The organism is Brevundimonas sp., from assembly GCF_036676055.1.
GTDB lineage: Bacteria > Pseudomonadota > Alphaproteobacteria > Caulobacterales > Caulobacteraceae > Brevundimonas.
In genome coordinates this window covers 80,797-98,328 of record NZ_JAKFDS010000054.1, presented here as the reverse complement: position 1 = coordinate 98,328, position 17,532 = coordinate 80,797, and the positions used below count along the sequence as shown (strand labels likewise).

Annotated in this window: 15 protein-coding genes; 9 read left to right on the top strand and 6 right to left on the bottom strand. The window is 61.3% G+C overall.

Translation table 11 applies throughout. From position 1 onward, the window contains the following. Positions 1-70: 70 nt before the first annotated feature. Both V6M45_RS09175 and V6M45_RS09170 read left to right on the top strand, forming a co-directional pair. Positions 71-628, top strand: a complete 558-nt coding sequence (locus V6M45_RS09175; protein WP_332655695.1) for a GNAT family N-acetyltransferase — start codon at positions 71-73, stop codon at positions 626-628. A 422-nt stretch (positions 629-1,050) separates the two neighbouring features. Next, positions 1,051-2,460, top strand: a complete 1,410-nt coding sequence (locus tag V6M45_RS09170; RefSeq protein ID WP_332655693.1) for a hypothetical protein — start codon at positions 1,051-1,053, stop codon at positions 2,458-2,460. Positions 2,461-2,487: 27 nt separating this feature from the next. On the opposite strand, the gene V6M45_RS09165 is transcribed toward V6M45_RS09170, so the two are convergent. Continuing rightward, the gene (locus tag V6M45_RS09165; protein WP_332655692.1) at positions 2,488-2,916 is read right to left on the bottom strand and encodes a response regulator; all 429 of its coding nucleotides are present in this window, start codon (positions 2,914-2,916) and stop codon (positions 2,488-2,490) included. Positions 2,917-3,075: 159 nt separating this feature from the next. On the opposite strand from V6M45_RS09165, the gene V6M45_RS09160 reads away from it, so the two are divergent. Beyond that, positions 3,076-3,678: a sensor histidine kinase gene (locus V6M45_RS09160; RefSeq protein ID WP_332655691.1), complete on the top strand. Its 603-nt coding sequence runs from the start codon at positions 3,076-3,078 to the stop codon at positions 3,676-3,678. A 178-nt stretch (positions 3,679-3,856) separates the two neighbouring features. On the opposite strand, the gene V6M45_RS09155 is transcribed toward V6M45_RS09160, so the two are convergent. Both V6M45_RS09155 and V6M45_RS09150 read right to left on the bottom strand, forming a co-directional pair. Continuing rightward, a complete protein-coding gene (locus V6M45_RS09155; RefSeq protein WP_332655690.1) occupies positions 3,857-4,723 on the bottom strand; it encodes an HNH endonuclease in 867 nt (288 codons plus the stop codon). Between the two features lie 23 nt (positions 4,724-4,746). Next, positions 4,747-5,343 carry a hypothetical protein gene (locus V6M45_RS09150; protein WP_332655688.1) on the bottom strand — a complete coding sequence of 199 codons (597 nt, stop codon included), beginning with the start codon at positions 5,341-5,343 and terminating at the stop codon, positions 4,747-4,749. A 29-nt stretch (positions 5,344-5,372) separates the two neighbouring features. Here V6M45_RS09150 and V6M45_RS09145 point away from each other — a divergent pair, with 29 nt between their 5' ends. Then, entirely contained in the window at positions 5,373-6,092 is a 720-nt protein-coding gene (locus V6M45_RS09145; protein WP_332655686.1) for a DUF5677 domain-containing protein, read from the top strand. Here the strand turns inward: V6M45_RS09145 and V6M45_RS09140 are convergent. After that, entirely contained in the window at positions 6,089-6,583 is a 495-nt protein-coding gene (locus V6M45_RS09140) for a hypothetical protein (RefSeq protein WP_332655684.1), read from the bottom strand. The two genes, V6M45_RS09145 and V6M45_RS09140, sit on opposite strands and share 4 nt — an antisense overlap. Before the next feature lie 361 nt (positions 6,584-6,944). Between V6M45_RS09140 and V6M45_RS09135 the strand changes: the two genes are divergently transcribed. The 3 genes from V6M45_RS09135 (at position 6,945) to V6M45_RS09125 (ending at position 14,071) form a co-directional block, all read left to right on the top strand. Further along, positions 6,945-7,661, top strand: coding sequence for a hypothetical protein (locus V6M45_RS09135; protein ID WP_332655682.1), 717 nt, complete (start codon positions 6,945-6,947; stop codon positions 7,659-7,661). Positions 7,662-7,823: 162 nt separating this feature from the next. Then, positions 7,824-12,743: a DEAD/DEAH box helicase gene (locus V6M45_RS09130; protein ID WP_332655681.1), complete on the top strand. Its 4,920-nt coding sequence runs from the start codon at positions 7,824-7,826 to the stop codon at positions 12,741-12,743. A 239-nt stretch (positions 12,744-12,982) separates the two neighbouring features. Next, positions 12,983-14,071, top strand: a complete 1,089-nt coding sequence (locus V6M45_RS09125) for a hypothetical protein (RefSeq protein ID WP_332655680.1) — start codon at positions 12,983-12,985, stop codon at positions 14,069-14,071. Positions 14,072-14,464: 393 nt separating this feature from the next. Here V6M45_RS09125 and V6M45_RS09120 read toward each other — a convergent pair whose 3' ends face one another. Next, positions 14,465-15,361: a hypothetical protein gene (locus V6M45_RS09120; RefSeq protein ID WP_332655678.1), complete on the bottom strand. Its 897-nt coding sequence runs from the start codon at positions 15,359-15,361 to the stop codon at positions 14,465-14,467. Between the two features lie 78 nt (positions 15,362-15,439). Here V6M45_RS09120 and V6M45_RS09115 point away from each other — a divergent pair, with 78 nt between their 5' ends. Further along, on the top strand, positions 15,440-16,141 hold the full coding sequence (locus V6M45_RS09115; RefSeq protein ID WP_332655676.1) for a recombinase family protein: 702 nt from the start codon (positions 15,440-15,442) through the stop codon (positions 16,139-16,141). Then, complete coding sequence (locus tag V6M45_RS14320; protein WP_442880573.1) at positions 16,141-16,362, top strand: ribbon-helix-helix protein, CopG family; 222 nt, start codon at positions 16,141-16,143, stop codon at positions 16,360-16,362. Before V6M45_RS09115 ends, V6M45_RS14320 begins: the two co-directional genes overlap by 1 nt. 26 nt (positions 16,363-16,388) lie before the next feature. Here V6M45_RS14320 and V6M45_RS09110 read toward each other — a convergent pair whose 3' ends face one another. Then, a complete protein-coding gene (locus V6M45_RS09110) occupies positions 16,389-17,336 on the bottom strand; it encodes a hypothetical protein (protein WP_332655674.1) in 948 nt (315 codons plus the stop codon). Positions 17,337-17,532: the final 196 nt, after the last annotated feature.

Here is a 17,532-nt window from a genome sequence, read left to right as displayed (position 1 = left end):
GCAGTCTATCAGAGGCAAACGCCGAATCCAGTGACGGTTGCTGATGGTCCGGCAAGCAAGGGTTGAGCAGATGATCCCCACGATCCGTGATGCGAGCTTGGCGGATCTGCACGCTATCGCCGCGCTGTACGGCCGCGAGGTGCTGACCGGAACGGCCACGTTCGAACTGGAACCGCCGTCGCGGGACGAGATGGCGCGACGGTTCGAGGCCGTGCGGCGACACAACCTGCCGTGGCTTGTGGCCGAGATGAACGGCGTCTTCGCCGGCTACGCCTACGCCTCGCCATTTCGGCCGCGTCCGGCCTATCGCTTCGGCGTCGAGGGGTCGATCTATGTCGAGGAGGCGGCGCGCGGCCACGGGGTGGGCCGGGCCCTGCTGGAAGGCCTTATCGCCCGGGTGAGAGCCATGGGCCTGCGGCACATCATCGGCGCAATCAGTGACAGCGACACCAGCGCCGCCTCGGTCGCCCTGCACCGGGCCCTCGGCTTCCGTGACGCGGGGGTCTATCGGCAGGTCGGCTGGAAGTGCGATCGCTGGCTGGATGTGACGCTGATGCAGTTGGACCTGGATCCGGATAGCGCCCCGCCGACGGCTCCGGGGCTGGATCTGGGTGGCGGCCTTGCTTGAAGCCGGCGGCCGCAGCGCCTAGTTGGGCGTGATGCGCGCGCTCCACGCCATGATGTTGCTGCTCGGCGCCCTCGCGGTGCTGATGACCGGCGCCGCTCCGCCGAGCGCTTGGGCCGGCGCATCCCCGGCGCCGTGTCACGAGACGGCGACGCATCAAGCCGGGGCCGAGACGCCTGCATCCCGATCCAGCAAGAGCCTGAAAGCCATGGACTGTTGCGTGGCCTGTGTGGCCGCGCCCGTGCCCAGGCCGCCCACGCGCGCCCGCGTGGCGGCCCCGCCCCCCGCGGTCGCGGCTCCGCCGATGGCCTTGCCGGTCGGGGGGCGGCCCGCTCCCGAGCCTCATCCGCCCCGACTCCTCACCGACTGATCACGTCCGCGGCGCGGCGACCGGCCGCGCGCCCATGTTCATTCCAGGAGGCCTTATGGCTGATCGTATTCTCGCGCCCCTCGCAGGCGCATCCCTGCTCGCCCTCGCCCTGCCGGCGGCGGCGCAGGATCATTCCCATCACCCCACGCCGCCGGTGCAGACTCCGCCGGCCGACGCCCATGCAGGCCACGACATGCCGGACCACGACATGGCTGGCCAGAGCTCTACTCACCAGGATCATCCCCGGGGCCACCAGACCCATGAGATGGCCGGCGAGGATGCTCACGCGGGACATGCCATGACGAGCCCGCTCGGCTCCTGGCCGATGACCCGCGACGCCTCCGGCACCAGCTGGCAGCCTGACCTGTCTGAGCACGGCGGTGTTCACGTCACCCGCGGCGACTGGTCGTTCATGAGCCATGTCCTGCTGAACCTGACCCACGACTGGCAGAACGGCCCGCGCGGGGACGACAAGACCTTTGTCAGCGGCATGATTATGGGCTCGGCCCGGCGCGACTTCGCCGACGGCTCGACCCTGAATTTGCGGGCCATGCTCAGCCCGGACCCATTCATGGGCAAGGAAGGCTTCCCGCTGCTGCTGGCGGCGGGCGAGACGGCGGACGGGGTCACCCCGCTCATCGACCGGCAACACCCGCACGAACTGGTGATGGAACTGTCGGCCAGCTACGCGCGGCGCCTGACCGACAAGGACAGCGTCTACGCCTACATCGGCCTGCCGGGCGAACCGGCCTTCGGTCCGCCCGCCTTCATGCACCGCATGAGCGCCATGGACAGTCCGGAGGCGCCGATTTCCCACCACTGGCTCGACTCGACGCATATCGTCTTCGGTGTCGCGACGTTGGGCTGGGTGCACGACGGCTTCAAGCTCGAGGCGTCGTCCTTCCGCGGTCGGGAGCCAGACGAGGATCGCTACGACATCGAGAGGCCGGAATTAGACAGCTGGTCGGTTCGGGGGTCGTGGAATCCGACGCCGGAATGGTCGCTACAGGCGTCCTACGCCGACGTCACGGGGCCGGAGCAGCTGGAGCCCGACGAGGACGAAACCAAATGGTCGGCCAGCGCGATCCACGCACGCCGCCTCGGGACCGACGGCTGGTGGTCATCGACCCTCGCCTGGGGCCGAAAGACCAACGACCACGACGAGTCCAAGGACGCGTGGCTGCTCGAGACGGCGATCAGCCCCGACGACCGCTGGACCCTGTTCGCGCGGGCGGAACGGATCGAGACGGACGAACTGCTCCCGGGACCGGGCGGCGGGCACGGCGACCTGCATACCGTGGCCAAGGCGTCGTTCGGCGCGGTGCATGACTGGCGCCTGGCTGAGAACGTCCGGTTCGGGATGGGAGCGCTCTACAGTCTGAACCGCGTCCCCGAGGCTCTGGAGCCCGCCTACGGAGGCGACCCCGATGGCGGCATGGTGTTCGTGCGGCTGAAGATTGACTGACCGAATGTCGCGCCGCGCCGGCTTCGGTCAGTGCGGCGCGATGTCGTCCGGCGGCGTCATGAGCCAAGGCGCCAGCCGGAAACGGCGCGGGGGGTCGGCCACCGTGCGGTGCTGGATGAACTGGCGGGCGAAATCGACGACAGCGCGGATCGTGTCTTCGTCGAACGGCTTGGACACGGCTCCCAGCGCCCCGGCGAAACCCTCCGGTATCTGTTCCGGATTGGCGGTCAGGAAGACCACCGCCGCGCCATGGCGGCTGACCAACCCCTGAGCGATCCGGGGCCCGGTCATTCCGTCGAGCAGATTGACGTCGATCAGGGCCAGGTCGGGGTGTTCACGATCGGCGATAGTGAAGGCGCTGGCCTGATCCATGGCGCAGCCGACGACATCGCAGCCGGATTCGCCCAGCACGAGTTCCAGCTCCATGGCGAGGAGGGCCTGGTCTTCGACGATCATGACCCGAAGGTCGGGCGGTTTGGACACAGCGGTCCCCCAAAAACGCTAACTGAACCTGTTTACCACTGTTGTGTCCGATAGCGGACTGACGAACGCCTGGTTGGCTATTTGGTTCGGCGTGGAGTAATAATTCGCAGCCTTTCAATCGTTGGGGGAACGATGGCCACCGCCGCCAGAGAGGGAACCGTCGAGCCCCAGCGCGAAAAGCCGGGCGGATACCAGCTGTTGCAGACGCTCGTCGGGATTCGGCTGCGCACCGTCACCGACCCGGAGAGCGTGCGACATCTGACGTGGCTCAGCGACATCGCCGCGGCCCTCGAACTGATCAGCCGGCGGATGAGCGTCGGCGGGCCGTTGGACTTCGCCGGCTATCTTGAGGATGTCGCGGCCTTCTGGGCCCGCGCCTGCGAGGAGCGACCCGTACGGCTTGACGTGCGCGGGCAGTCGGCGCTGCTGCCCGACAGCCACCTGCTGCCGCTGGCGATCATAACCCACGAGCTGATCTCCAACGCCCGCCGCCACGCCTTTCCGGGCAACCGGCGCGGATCCGTCGCCGTGGCGTTCTCGCGGGCCGTGGGCGGCGTCAGCCTGGTGGTGCGCGATTCGGGCGTGGGGGCCGAGACTCTGGAGTCGGGCGAGGGTCTGGCGCTGGTGCGGGGGCTGGTCGAACACCTGGGCGGATCAATGAGCATCGAGACCGCGCCGGGGGCCGGGGTCGGCGTGCGCATCCGCCTTCCGCTGGAGACCCTGAAGGGCCACTGAGCCCGCAGGGCCGGGCACGGAGGCTGCGCGAGGATCAGAGGAAGCGGATGGCTGGGGAACTAGGAGACGTCGCCCACCCAAAAAACCCCTCAAAATCAACACCCGTCAAAACGGTGGGGGACCGCTTGTATCGACGTTTTGTATCATTGCGGTCGGTGAGACAAGAGACTGACTTGCCTTAGCCTCCCGGCAAATCTGGTGTGCCTTTGGGGCGGCCCACGACCACTACTTGATCGGGCGTCCCGAGGAATTCGAACAGGCGAATTCGCACAAGGAAGAATGGGATTTCGGGAGTCGGGTCTCCAAAGTCGAACTTAATGGCCGAACCCGTCTCTAGGTCCGCTGGCTCTACGTAGCCTGATCCGCCCACTAGGTGAGACACGTATGGATCAGAGCCGAGGATCACGCCTGGAGTGAGCCAATCGAAAGCATCATAGCCGCGCGTCGCTACTGCGTAGCCGTGGGCCATTTTTGCTATGAATCTCAGGAATCCCGCACCGTCGATCTTTCCCACCTCATAGGCGACGCCGGGGCTTCCGAAGAACCGGCGAGTCTTGTCGATAAAGGCGGTGAGCCGCTGATCTTGATAATGCCACTTCTGGCCGTGGATGACCGCTGAGGGTGGCTTGTCGTCGATGATCGTTGGCCATGGCGCGAGCCAGCTTGGGCACAGGACGGGGCATTGGTTCCAGTCCGTCTGGACGGTCCATTTCCTCATCGTTCGGCCGTGCTCATCCAGCAGCAGGAAGGGATGGTCGATGCGGGTTTGGCGGTCCTTCGGGCGTCTCGTGGGTGCGTCGATCTGGACCCGCAGATTTCCGTAAGTCTGTCGGAGGACAAACTGTTCGTAGGGACTGATCGCTTTCGCGCAGGGCCTACAAGAAGCCTTTTCGAAGATTACGGCGTTGCCCGTTAAAGCGAAGGGGACGACGTGTTCGTCAGTCAACTCGGCGTCGGTCGCGCCGCAGTAGATGCACCGACCCGGCGACGGGTATGTGATGCGCTCGTTCGCATCCAGGTTTAGCGAGAGGTATTCACTGCTCAATTGGGTCTCGCCGCCTATGATCTTCAGTCGGCCAAGGTTGGATCGCCCCGCTCAGCCAAAACCAAAGCCGCACCTTCGTCGAAAGTCGGTAGCAGCTTCCGAGCGTTGAGACCGTAGAGCACCGCTTGGCAGCGTTGGCTGAACCGCGCTGCACTCTCTGCTACGCGCTCCAACTCTCCCGGCCAATACGGGGCTCTTTTCGATGTGATGGTCCCATCCGCGATCACAATCTCTCTGAACTCGCGGCCTGACAAACTGATGGGGAACATGTCGGAGTGAGCCATCTGGTTTCTGACCTCGCGAGCACGCTCGTAACGCACAATCATGGCCAGCCCGTAGCGACGGTAGCGAGCCAGCGGGCCATCCATGTTTAGGATTTTGCGAAGATGGGTGAGTCGTGCCGACATCGAGAACGGCGGCTGGGACCGCAGGCCGCGATACGCATCGAGATAAGTCGCACGGATGGTGATCTCTGTGATGACCTGTTCGATGTGGGCATACGACCAGACTATCGCGCCTCGGAGAATGAGGAGGTCTGCGAGTTCATCATCCTTGACCCACGGGTTAACGTGAGCACGCCATTCATGCGGCACCAGGAGTTTGCGATCGCTGAGACCCATCAAAAGCCATCCTTTAAGGGTGCGAACCCATGATTGCTGAGGATGCGCTCCTCTTCAACGAAACGAACCGCTTGGGGGCCGCCCTGTGGCAGAGAACGCTGGCGACCGTAGGATTGAACAACGATCCAAAGATGGTTTCCTGCATGCTGTTCAAGCGGCTGTGGAGCCACCATCGCGGATACGCCCTGCTCTACAATGGTGGGCTGCCGGTCGAATCCGACACCATCCTGCGATCCTCGATCGAAGCAGCAATCTGTATCGCGGCAAACTACAAGTCGCCTGATGGCCTATGGACCCAGCTTCAACAGGACGCGCTTCTGACCCTTAACGGTCAGATCAACCAATTTCGGGATATGGGCGACAAAGAGATGGAACGGGAGGCGGAAGCGACTCGACGTTGGCTTGCTGAACGACTGCCACCCGGTCTAAGGGCCGCGAAGCTCAGCATGCAGGCTCTGGCCAAGCTGGGCGAGGTGGACATGCTTTATCGCTTTTACCGAGGGCTCTCGGGAACCTCGTCACACGTCACCGGTCTGTCCGTCATGCGAGGGGTGGTGACAGACCAGAACCTCGACATGCAGGACGCCTGGACGGAGTTGACCAGCAAGTCGCATCATCTGTGGCAAATCGCGGCGACCCTGCAAGGAAGCCTACTTCACGCGCTCTTGCTCGATGAGACGAACCACGCCGAGACCTCAATCGCCCTGGCCAAACGATTGAACGACCGTCTGGAAGCCGCTGGCATTTAGGTCGGATACAGCCGCTGCACTAAGGGTCGCCAAAACCCGATGAGGTCGTTCACGCATGCGTCGAAACTGATCGTCCTTCCGCTGTCGTCCATGGCGAGATTTTGCCCCCCATACCGGCCCGCGCCATATGTCCCCATCCCGTATCCGGTCGATTGAATATGAGTGTTCGCGATGTGGGACATCCCCGTCGAGGGCCGCCTGTCGATTTTGACGTGCTTCGAAGCATTCGCCACGTCGCGCATGTATCCAGCTTGTGGAACTTGGGTCTCGACAAAGGACCAGAACTTGCCTGCCGTGTCGAACGTTTGACCATAGTGGGCCTCTAGGTCCGCGCGGTTATGTGCCCACAGCCATTCGTGGGCGTGAAACAGGGCGGTCGCGGTCGCGAACGCCGTTCTGAACGTGCTTGGGGTGGTCTGAAACTCGTGGACCGTAGGCTCAACGATTTCCGCGAAGTAGTCGCCCGCACTCGACATAACCGTAACAGGCATTTGGCCTCCCGACTGTGGCTGGCATCAACCTCAATAGAGCGGGCCGGGCCGCCCGCGTCCAGTTGATGCAATCTTGTTAGTTGCGCGACCGTCCGAGACACCGTTCACTGGTAGCCGGACTGGGGAGGCGCGTTTGGCTTGCAACGCTTGGAACCACTCGTCCCGCTGCAACTGCGGCTGGGGTGGAGTTTCCTACGGGCTGCCGACCCCACAGGGGACTGTGTCTGAGCAGCGGATAAGTTTCGCCAACCCGAACGCTCGCTGTCCTGCGTGTGGCGAAAGCGTCTTTTTTTTCCGGTCCGAGAACGGCGGCGCGGTCTATTTCGATTCCTTAGGTTGGCCTTGGCCGAAACACCCTTGCATGGATCAAGCCCGTTCCAGGGGTGGACGCGCAAAGACCGCGATTGTCGCCTCCCCGCCCGTCACCCCTCGATCAGAATCCAGCGATAGCTGGGTCGCATTCGAGATTTGGACGGTGGAATGCGAAGAGGGGCGCACGATCGTTGTCGGCAGGCCAGATGGCCAACCGTCCGCGATCCGTCTCGGCATCCCCAGCGCAGTGATCGCTCATGCAGGTTTACCGGCCTTCGTTCGGCCGAAACCCGAGCGGATCGGCATTGTGGACTTCACCACGCTCTCCGACCTGGAGCCGATCGAGGTGGATGCCTATCTTGATTGTAGTGAACTCGCCGACGTTCAAACTTGGGTGGCCGCGTTACGGGGCTCGCATTCAGATCAGAACATGGTGGGCTGGCTCCAGTCATTCGGGCGCGCGCGGAGTTTTGTAAGCTCCCCATCCCAATTTTCCCGAGCGAACTGGCGCGGCGGAATGCACTGGATGTGCCTTGCAGCAGAAGGAGGCTATTCATCAGCCCTCAACAATCTCGCATCTGAAAAGATGATGGCGGGCTGTGGAATCCCAGCATCCGACCGGGTCGCCCTTCGGGAACAGCTATATGCAGCAGCCAAGCGTCTCGACGATTGCCGAGCTTCGCCCTCCCTCGAACTCAGGGATGCACTGGACGAGACGCGGCGGCTGGCGTCACTCTATCGGACCCTCCACGTCGGAGATGGGTAAGCCGCTGACTACCCCACGACACCACCCGCGCTCGGGCAGTGAGTCTACTGCCTTCCCATTTTTGCCAACGCACGCCACGGTAGCCGGGGGCCGTCCACACTCATCGTGAGAGCGTCTCCGCACGGCGATAGCCGTTCCTGCCGCTTACGATCCGGTGACCGAATGTCCGACTTCCGCACGCTCCTGAAATCCTTCCGCGACGCCGCCAAGAGCGAGCGCGAGAAGGGCAACTATTTCGAACGGATCGCGGTCGATTTCATCAAGAACGACCCCGGCATGAACCAGGAATACGAGGACGCGTGGCTGTTCTCAGACTGGGCGAAAACCAACGGTGTGGACGGACGCGACACCGGCATCGACGCTGTGGCCAAGCTCCGGGATGACGGCGGCTACTGCGCGATCCAGTGTAAATTCTATCGAGAAGGTCACCGGATCGCCAAGGCGGACATCGACAGCTTCTTCACCGCCTCAGGCAAGCAGCCGTTCGTCCGTCGCTTGATTATCGACACGACGGATGTGCCTTGGAGCAACCACGCGGAGGACGCCCTCGACGGCCAGCAGATTCCCACGACCCGGATCGGCCTCGACCGCCTGTCCGACAGCCCCATCAACTGGGCGGCTTACCTCCATGAGGAGAAGATCGAGGTCGCGCCCAAGAAGCAGCTTCGACCCCACCAGCAGGAGGCTCTCAACTGCGTTCGCGACGGGTTGGCTGAGGTGGATCGCGGCAAGCTCATTATGGCTTGCGGAACCGGGAAGACCTTTACCGGCCTGAAAATCGCCGAGGCGATGGTCGGCAAGGGGAAATCGGTTCTCTTCCTTGTCCCGTCGCTGTCGTTGATGTCCCAGACGATCCGCGAATGGACGATCGACTCGGAGACGCCGCTGGCGTCATTTGCTGTCTGCTCGGACGTCCAGGTCGGCAAGCGTCGCAAGAGCATGGATGACGTCGCCGAGGTCGAGGCACACGACCTCGACTACCCCGCTACGACCAACCCAGCGAAGCTGGCTGCGAAGGTCGCCAAAGCCGTGCCTGATCGCATGACGGCGGTGTTCGCCACCTACCAGTCGCTGCCTGTCGTCGCCGCCGCGCAGTCCCAGCACGGGATGGCCGAGTTCGACCTCATCATCTGCGATGAAGCGCACCGGACGACCGGCGCGAGCTTCCCTGGCCAGGAGGACAGCAACTTCATCAAGGTGCACGACCAGTCCTTCATCCAGGGGATGAAGCGCGTCTATATGACCGCGACGCCTCGGGTGTTTGGCGACAGCGTGAAGGGCAAGGCGGCCGACGCCAGCGTCGAGCTTTGCTCGATGGACGACGAGTCGATGTTCGGCCCGACCCTTTTTGCGCGCGGCTTCGGCTGGGCGGTCGAGAACCAGCTTCTGACTGACTACAAGGTGATCGTCCTGGCCGTCGATGAGGCCATGGTCAGTTCCAGTATGCAGCGTCGGCTCGCTGACGGATCGAGCGAGTTGAAGCTCGACGACGCGACCAAGATCATCGGCTGTTACAAGGCCCTGACGAAGAACGGTCTCAGTGCCGACGTGGCCGCCGACCCGGAGCCGATGCAGCGGGCTCTGGCCTTCTGCAAGGACATCGCCAGTTCGAAGCTCATCAAGGATGAGTTCGCGGCCGTCATCAGAGACTACCTTGCCTCGGAAGAAGGCCAGGAGACCGAAGCTGGACGTTCGCCGCTCGGCTGTGAACTCCAGCATGTGGATGGCACCTATAACGCCAAGGAACGGACCCGCGCCCTCGATTGGCTCAAGCAGGACACGGGCGGCGAGGTCTGCCGTATCCTGACGAACGCGCGCTGCCTCTCAGAAGGCGTGGACGTCCCTGCCCTCGACGCCATCTTGTTCATGCATCCGCGCAAGTCCCAGATCGACGTTGTTCAGTCGGTCGGCCGGGTGATGCGTCGGGCCGAGGGCAAGCGGATGGGCTACATCATCCTGCCCATCGGCGTTCCCGCTGGAATGACGCCGGAAGAGGCCCTCAAGGATAACGAACGCTACCGGGTCGTGTGGGATATCCTGAACGCCCTTCGTTCGCACGATGAGCGGTTCGACTCGACCATTAACAAGATGGGACTGGGCGTGGATGTGAGCGACCACATCGAGGTCGTCGCCGTCACGAACAAGCTCCCGACCAAGGCGGGGGCCACAAAGGGCAAGTCGAACATCGGCCAGGGCAGCGCGGCCGATGGTGACGACGACGGCGACACGCCGCTGCGAGAGGTCTCGGACACTCAGGCCGAGTTCATCTTCGACGACGAATTCGCCAAGGCGATCATGGCCAAGATCGTCAAGAAATGCGGAAAGCGGGACTACTGGGAGGATTGGGCGACGGACATTGCCAAGATCGCCCAGACCCACATCACCCGCATCACGACCACGGTGGCCAAAGAAGGTTCGAAGGAGCGCGAAGCGTTCGGGAGCTTCCTGGCCGAGATCAGGGACGACCTGAACGATTCCATATCAGAGCCTGAGGCCATCGAGATGCTGGCCCAGCACATCATCACCAAGCCGGTGTTCGAGGCCCTGTTCGAGGACCACAGTTTCGCGCGGAACAATCCCGTCTCGGTGGCGATGCAATCCGTCCTGGACGTTCTCCAGGAGCAGAACTTGGAGAAGGAAGCCGAGGCCCTCCAGAACTTCTACGACAGCGTGCGCCGCCGGGCTGCCGGGATAGACTCAGCCGAGGCCAAGCAGCGGATCATCGTCGAGCTTTACGACAAGTTCTTCCGTAAGGCGTTCCCGCGCATGACGGAGAAGCTCGGCATCGTCTACACGCCCGTCGAGATTGTCGATTTCATCATCCGCTCAGTGGACGAGGTGCTCCGTGCGGAGTTTGGCCAGAACCTGGGCAGCGAGGGTGTCCACATCATCGACCCCTTCACCGGGACCGGCACATTCATAACCCGCCTCCTGCAATCCGGCCTGATTGCTCCCGAAGACCTGCGCCGGAAATACCGAGACGAAATTCACGCAAACGAGATCGTGCTGCTCGCCTACTACATTGCGGCGATCAACATCGAGGCTGTCTACAGCACGCTCACTGATGGCGAATACGAGCCATTCGGCGGCATTTGCCTGACCGACACGTTCCAGCTTTACGAAAAGGACGATCTTGTCTCAGGACTTCTCAGCGATAATTCCTCAAGGCGCGCGCGCCAAAAGGAGCTTGGCATCAGAGTGGTTATAGCCAACCCGCCTTACTCAGAAGGCCAAGAAAGTGGGAACGACGACGCCGCAAATATCGAATACGCTCACCTCGACCAGCGCATTCGGGACACCTTTGGCGCGCGGTCTGACGCTGGCCTTCAGAATAGCCTTTTCAATAGCTACATCCGGGCGATCCGCTGGGCGTCTGATCGGGTTGGCGAACGCGGCGTCGTTGCCTTTGTTAGCGGCGCAGGCTGGGTGAGCGGTAACTCATTTGATGGCTTGCGTCGTTGTCTCGCGGAGGAGTGCTCGAAGATTTTCGTCTTCCATCTGCGCGGCAATGCCCGAACCAAAGGGCTCCAGCGGCAGAAGGAAAAGGGTAACGTCTTTGGGGCGGGAAGTCGGTCCCCGATCGCTATCACCGTGATGGTCAAAGGTCAGCCTACGACTGCCGAGGAGGCGCAAATCTTCTTCAAAGACATCGGAGACTATCTATCCGGCGAAGAGAAGCTGGCTGCCATCTCGGACGCAGGAAGCGTTGGCGGCATCAGTGAAGCCGCTGGGTGGACGTCCATCGTTCCTGATGAGCATGGGGACTGGCTGCGCCAAAGGTCAGCTAATCTCGGCACATTCCTGCCGTTAGGGAGCAAGAAGGACAAGTCGCCTGATGACATCTTCGCGCTTAGTTCGAGCGGTCTGAAAACTAACAGGGACCCCTGGTGTTACAACCCGTCTAATGCTGCCCTGTCCCACAACATGTCGAGCATGGTGTCTGCGTATAATGCTGAGTCCGACAGGTATATAGCAGCGGTTCACGCTAAGGACACCGACCTTCCGGTTGAAGAATTCGTTGATAAGAACCCCCAACGCATCAAGTGGACGAGGGAACTGTTCAGTTCTGCGGCGGCGGGACGGAAAGGGGCGTTTGATGAGCGTGGTTTACGCGATGGCGTGTATCGACCCTTCTCAAAAGAATGGAGCTACTTCGACCGGCAATTCAACAACTGCGTCTATCAGCTTCCCCGACTCTTCCCGACGAACGACTCGGCCAATAGGGTGATTTTAGTCTCCGGACCAGGGTCGCAGAGCTTCTCCGCGCTCATGGTGGATTCAATGTTCAACTATGACACCTTGGAGAAGGGCGTTGGCTTCCCGAGATACCTTTATATCGGAGAAGCTGAACCCACCGGAATGTTCGCGAGGCAAAATGGCCAAGGAGACACCACGTTCAGAAGGGTCGATGCCGTCACCGACGAGAGCTTGGCGAAGGTTCGCGCGGCGTATGGCAGCGTCGAAATATCGAAGGACGACCTTTTCGACTACACCTACGGGATGCTGCACTCGGAAGAATATCGAGAAGTTTTCGCGGATAACCTACTGAAAGAACTTCCCCGCATCCCGCTTATGGCGACCCTAAGTGGGTTCCGCGCATTCGTGGAGGCCGGAAGAACGCTTGGCGAACTTCACGTGAAGTTTGCCGAGGTCGTGCCGTATAAGGTGCCGCTAAAGCAAGGCGATTTGTCGCTCGCCGTCATCGAGGATGCCGAATCCTTCTATCGGGTCGAGAAGATGAAGTTCGGCGGCAAACGTCCGAACCTCGACAAGAGCATCGTGATCTACAATCCGCGTATCACGATGACCAACATCCCGCTCGAAGCCTACGACTACGTGGTCAACGGCAAGCCTGCTCTTGAATGGGTTATGGAGCGTCAGGTTATTAAGACCGATCCCGCCAGCGGCCTCGTCAACGACGCCAACCGCTACGCCATCGAGACGGTCGGCAACCCGGCCTACCCTCTCGAACTCTTCCAGCGGGTCATCACTGTCAGCCTTGAGACTATGAAGATCGTCCGCAGTCTTCCTGCGCTCGACATCATGCCTGAACCCGACGCGGCAGCCTCAGCCACTCACTGACAGGTCGTTCTAGAGGCCGCTTGTCCGAGCGACGACCGCCGCCGCCGTTTGGGCCGTAGCGGTCTAACTCCCTGGCCAATGGCGATCGCTTCCCGCGCCGGGCGCGACGTGGTCGAAAGTTCTTGAGTTCAGCAGCCCCCGTGTGCGAATCTAAGCACATGGTCACACAGCCCTTACCCGAGAGATTTCCAGGCGGCTGAGCGCAGTGCTCTCGCCTTTCTCTCGATCAAAAGGCGAGTATGACCCCCTTTCTCGAACGCTACGGTGCCGGACAGGCACGCCCAGGCGTTGACTGGTTCCATCCGCTGAGCGGCTGGTTTCTGGTAGAAATGATGCGGCTGGAGGAACTTCGGCCGGGTGTTCTGGCTACGGCAATGCGGGGTTCACCTAGCTGGCGCAACGCTGTGGCAGCAGCCCTCTCTTCCGGGGTCCTCAGTTCTCCCGAGGGCTTCCTTCTCCGAGCCAATGGCGAAGTCACCGATACGGACACGATCATTCAGATCGCCGACGCCTTCGTCGCGATGAAGCCGACGCATATCCTCGAAGCCGCTTATCCCGATGTCCCGCCTAGCCTCCCTGCCATCCTCAAGAAGATCGGGAGCAGCCTCCTCAACACGTCTGACGCCTACGGTCGGCTGTATGCGCTCTTGACGTCCCCGGAGCCCGAGCATCGGGCGCGGCGGCGAGTGCTTGAGGGCGTCGATGCGCGGCTCGACGACGAACTCCTCCAGACGGTAGAGATTTTGGACATCGGCATCTTGTCGCCCAAGACCGCGATGGCGGTCAGGACGGCGACGGAGGCTCACAAGCTGAACGCGCGGCTGCCGATGCTCCGGCAGGTATGTTCGACGGCGACCGACGCCGCGCTCCGGCAATCAATCGAGGATGCTCCTCATTTTCGTGCAAGCAACTGGGTGCGGGGTTGGTTTGCCAAAGCGGACACGCTCCCTCCTCTGGGAATTGGATTGGATCATGATCCGGGGGTTCGGCGCATCGTTCCCTCCATCGCTCGGGCCATGGGGAGAGAGTGGCAGAACTGTCTTGCTGGCCACGTGAACGCTATCGCTCTTGGAGCCACGGCTTATCTCGCGATCGGCGACCTCAGCGTAATTATCATCCTGACTCAGACCGATGGCGGTTGGCTGCTCACTGGCATTCATGGCCGCGCCAACATGGCCGTTTCAGGGGAAACTGCTCGACGCGTGAAGGAGCGAGTGAGTAGCCAAGGTGTTCTCTGCTTTCTCCCTTGCAAGCCGCCGCGCGAACTCGAAGGCGTGTATCACACGATGGACGATCTCGATTTCGACCTGCCTGGAATGGGCGGCTGACGGACCAACGCCTTTCTACGCAGCGACCGTGCAGGCAAACTTGGTGGGAGCTTTCCCGGCCAAGCCCTTGTCCTTCCCGCCCACCTAAATAGAGGATGCGCCCTCCTCTTGATTTGTCTCGCCTCTCTCGACCGGTCACCACCTCACAAGCTACCGCCGAGCATCACGTCGTAATCGCGATCGGCTGCGATAACCCATCGGACCGGCTGCGCCTTTTTGAAATGTTCGATTGGCTCCTCAGTGAAACAACGGCTCCGTCCTGTCGCTGGACCACACCGCTTCGCGACAAGTGGGGCTTCGGGTTTGTATCTGCGGTCGATGCTGTCCATTTCAAGCTGCGATTTTGCTGAACCCACTGTATATATAGGCTATCAAAAGTGATAAATCAGTTCGTTAGAACAGCATCGGCATAGGTTCGAGATACCGTTCTACAGTTTCGTTACCACTCATTTCCTGTTGTTCAAATTCGTCTATGTTAGCTAAGTAACTACGTGGCCTAATCCATACCCTAACGCTTTGAAATGAACGGGACCATTGGTTCAAATATTCGTAATAGGCTTTCCTCCACACGACGGTCCAAGGTTCAGGACCGGTCACGTGGGCGTTTGAGACGCTTCTGTGTTTCAGCGAATAGCGAACTACGCTGTTGATGTTGTCCGAAACGCTCCGTGCACCGTCAAACGGCTGGGCGTGAACTTGGGTAGCGATCGACCAGCCCCGCTCAAGCTCGCGGGCTAAAGCGTGACGATCCACGCCAGCTAGGCTGACGATCCCGTGCAGAGTGGTGACCCATACCGGTCCCTCTCCAGCGTAAGGGACGCCCATCGCTTCGAACTGCGCCTTCTTATGCGGCAGCAGATCAACGAACCTCTCCGGTTCAAAGGCATCCACTTCCATCCAGCCCACCACCTGGAGATCACACCAACTGGCTCTCGACCGGCGGTTCTGCTCGATAATGTTTCGGAGCTTCCGCTTGGCCGATGCGAAACTCGGGCCGATTTCGGTGACCGAGCCCACAAGCTCCAGAACGATGCTGACCATGACCAAGTCGTCGTTGTTCGCTCCAGCCAACGCGGCCTGAACGGCGGCGACCTGTTTCCGGACATAAGTCTCCCTGCACTTGGCGCACGCGACAGCACCGCACGCCACAGAGTTCTTATATTCCGTGCTCGTGCCGCATTTCCGTAGGCGCGAGCGAAGAGGTGACGAGGGACCTGTCGCGAGTGCGGCAATCAGCTCTCGGGTCGCACTTTGGGCTTCGATCCTGATTTTAGTGAAATAGCTGGACATCCGATATTTAGTCGGAGAGCCAAGAGGCGCATTTCAACTGTATTGCGAATGCAATGCGTTTCGACTATCAAGTCAGCCATGACGAACGTTCATGCTCATTTGATGCCTCGCTACGTGGCCCTCTACCGGGTCAGCACTACCCGGCAAGGACGGTCGGGGCTGGGTCTGGAGGCGCAGCAGGACGCCGTGCGTCGGTTCATTGGGGATGACGCGGTTCTCCTGGACGAAGTAACCGAGATCGCATCCGGGCGGCCGGGGCAGAGGCATGGCCTTGATCGTGCACTCAGCCTTTGCCGTGTCCACAATGCAGTCCTGGTCATCGCTCGTCTTTGTCGGCTGAGCCGTGATCCGCTCCTGTTGATGGAGCTTGACCGAGCGGGCGTGGACTTCGTCGCCGTCGATCTCCCGAACGCTAACCGCCTCACCGTCCGACTGATGGCCCTCTTGGCCGAAGAAGAGACTCGGTTGGTATCGGAACGGACCCGTGCAGCCCTCCAGGCGCGACGTGATCGCGGCCTGCCCTTGGGGGGAAACAACCCTCGCATTGGCGAGTCGTCGGCAAAGGCGGCCGCAAAGAGCGCGACTGTGCGAGGCCAAGCCGCTCAAAAGCGCGCGCGCGATCTCCTGCCCATCGTGGAAGCCTTGCGGTCGGAGGGCTGCAACAGCCTTTCCCAACTCGCGTCGGGACTCAACGAAAAGGGCGTGCTCACGCCCCGTCGCTCCACTTGGAGACCCCAGTCGGTGTCCAACCTCTTGAAGATGCAGGAAACGATCAACTGATGGCCAGAGAGCCCATGGTCCCGCTGAACCTGAGAGTTCCTAGTGGCCTTCTTCAACAACTCGATGAACGCGCCAAGGTCCTCAACCGGGACCGCAGCGAGTGCATCAGAGAAGCGATCGAGGCATGGCTCGTCCCCCAACCACGATCACTTGAGACACGGGTTGAGAAGTTGGAGCGGCGCATGGCCGAACTCGAAGCGAGGTCCCCAACGGTCGCGTGAGGGTTCGCGAGTTTCTGCTCCTTTCCTCAGTCAGCCATAGTTTCCTCCCAGCGTTTCATGAACTGCACGACGTTCGAGGCCGGGACCCCGATTTCAGCAGCGACACCTTCACGGCTGGGTTTGGGCGTTTCAACCGGCGCAGGAACGGGACGCCGGGCCGCCTTTCGAAACCGCGTGCTGGCCGGGCTAACCGCGCTCGGCGTGATCTTGAATGGCGTCGGCGGCGGGCTCTGATTGCTTTGGCGAGTCAATCGGCTCCTGAGGTAGAAGTTTTCGAGATCGGCATCCATGCGCCCCAAGCGGTGTTGGTTCATGTCCGATGCGATCTGATGCAGGGTGCGCGGCGAGACCGTGTCGAGGCGGTAGACGTTGACAGTGAACCAATCGAAAGCGCGGTTTACCGTATCGAGATTGATCGGCATTCCGCAGTAGTCATCGCGCAGTAGTCCTCCAGTTTGGGCCAGCGCGATCGAGTATTCCCAGAGTTGGAGAATGTCATCGGGAATGGTGATCGGGTTGGCGCGGCTAAACAAGGCCGAGCAATGGCCCGCAGCGGAGCGTTCCATCCACGATCTATCGAGGAGGTTTTGATTGGTCGCCACGAAGATTCCTCCCGGCACGTCAACACATTCGCCGTCCCAATAGCGAAGATCACGCGCGCCTGTTGCCGTCTTCAAGACGTTCGCCATGCGCTCAGAGCGGAAGATGACATCCGCTTCGTCGAGGAAGAGAGCTTTGCCCTCGTCCTGGGCTTGTTCGATGCTCTTGAGGAGCGACAGGTAGTTGGTCGGGTTACAAGCGAGGAACCGCTTCTTGGTCACACGCGAAATGTTGTAGCTCTTTCCGATTCCAGGGGGACCAGAGAAATACGCGGCGGCCCGCTGCCCCAGCACGACGCTTTGGCAGAGCTTTTCGACCATATGCATGGCCTCCGCGATGGGGTTGGAATCTCTGACTTCCAACCATTCAAGCATGGTCGTCCGGTGTTGCATTTTTTTCTCGTTTCACTTGGGAGGGGTGCGGGGGCAGGTAGGTCGGAAAGGTGAGAAGGGATGGCGCGCGCCACGCATCTGTCCCTGTGAGGGGACGCGTCTGTCACCGGAGTGACAGTGTGGGTCGGTTGTTTTTGGGTGCTGAAAAGACGCTTGGACGCCAGTTCAGCAAGGTTGT

Excerpts from the sequence above, each read along its gene's own strand:
- V6M45_RS09175 (WP_332655695.1), top strand. The coding sequence starts at position 71 with ATGATCCCCACGATCCGTGATGCGAGCTTGGCGGATCTGCACGCTATC.
- V6M45_RS09170 (WP_332655693.1), top strand. The coding sequence starts at position 1,051 with ATGGCTGATCGTATTCTCGCGCCCCTCGCAGGCGCATCCCTGCTCGCC.
- V6M45_RS09165 (WP_332655692.1), bottom strand. The coding sequence starts at position 2,916 with ATGATCGTCGAAGACCAGGCCCTCCTCGCCATGGAGCTGGAACTCGTG.
- V6M45_RS09160 (WP_332655691.1), top strand. The coding sequence starts at position 3,076 with ATGGCCACCGCCGCCAGAGAGGGAACCGTCGAGCCCCAGCGCGAAAAG.
- V6M45_RS09150 (WP_332655688.1), bottom strand. The coding sequence starts at position 5,343 with ATGGGTCTCAGCGATCGCAAACTCCTGGTGCCGCATGAATGGCGTGCT.
- V6M45_RS09145 (WP_332655686.1), top strand. The coding sequence starts at position 5,373 with ATGATTGCTGAGGATGCGCTCCTCTTCAACGAAACGAACCGCTTGGGG.
- V6M45_RS09140 (WP_332655684.1), bottom strand. The coding sequence starts at position 6,583 with ATGCCTGTTACGGTTATGTCGAGTGCGGGCGACTACTTCGCGGAAATC.
- V6M45_RS09135 (WP_332655682.1), top strand. The coding sequence starts at position 6,945 with ATGGATCAAGCCCGTTCCAGGGGTGGACGCGCAAAGACCGCGATTGTC.
- V6M45_RS09130 (WP_332655681.1), top strand. The coding sequence starts at position 7,824 with ATGTCCGACTTCCGCACGCTCCTGAAATCCTTCCGCGACGCCGCCAAG.
- V6M45_RS09125 (WP_332655680.1), top strand. The coding sequence starts at position 12,983 with ATGACCCCCTTTCTCGAACGCTACGGTGCCGGACAGGCACGCCCAGGC.
- V6M45_RS09120 (WP_332655678.1), bottom strand. The coding sequence starts at position 15,361 with ATGTCCAGCTATTTCACTAAAATCAGGATCGAAGCCCAAAGTGCGACC.
- V6M45_RS09115 (WP_332655676.1), top strand. The coding sequence starts at position 15,440 with ATGACGAACGTTCATGCTCATTTGATGCCTCGCTACGTGGCCCTCTAC.
- V6M45_RS14320 (WP_442880573.1), top strand. The coding sequence starts at position 16,141 with ATGGCCAGAGAGCCCATGGTCCCGCTGAACCTGAGAGTTCCTAGTGGC.
- V6M45_RS09110 (WP_332655674.1), bottom strand. The coding sequence starts at position 17,336 with ATGCTTGAATGGTTGGAAGTCAGAGATTCCAACCCCATCGCGGAGGCC.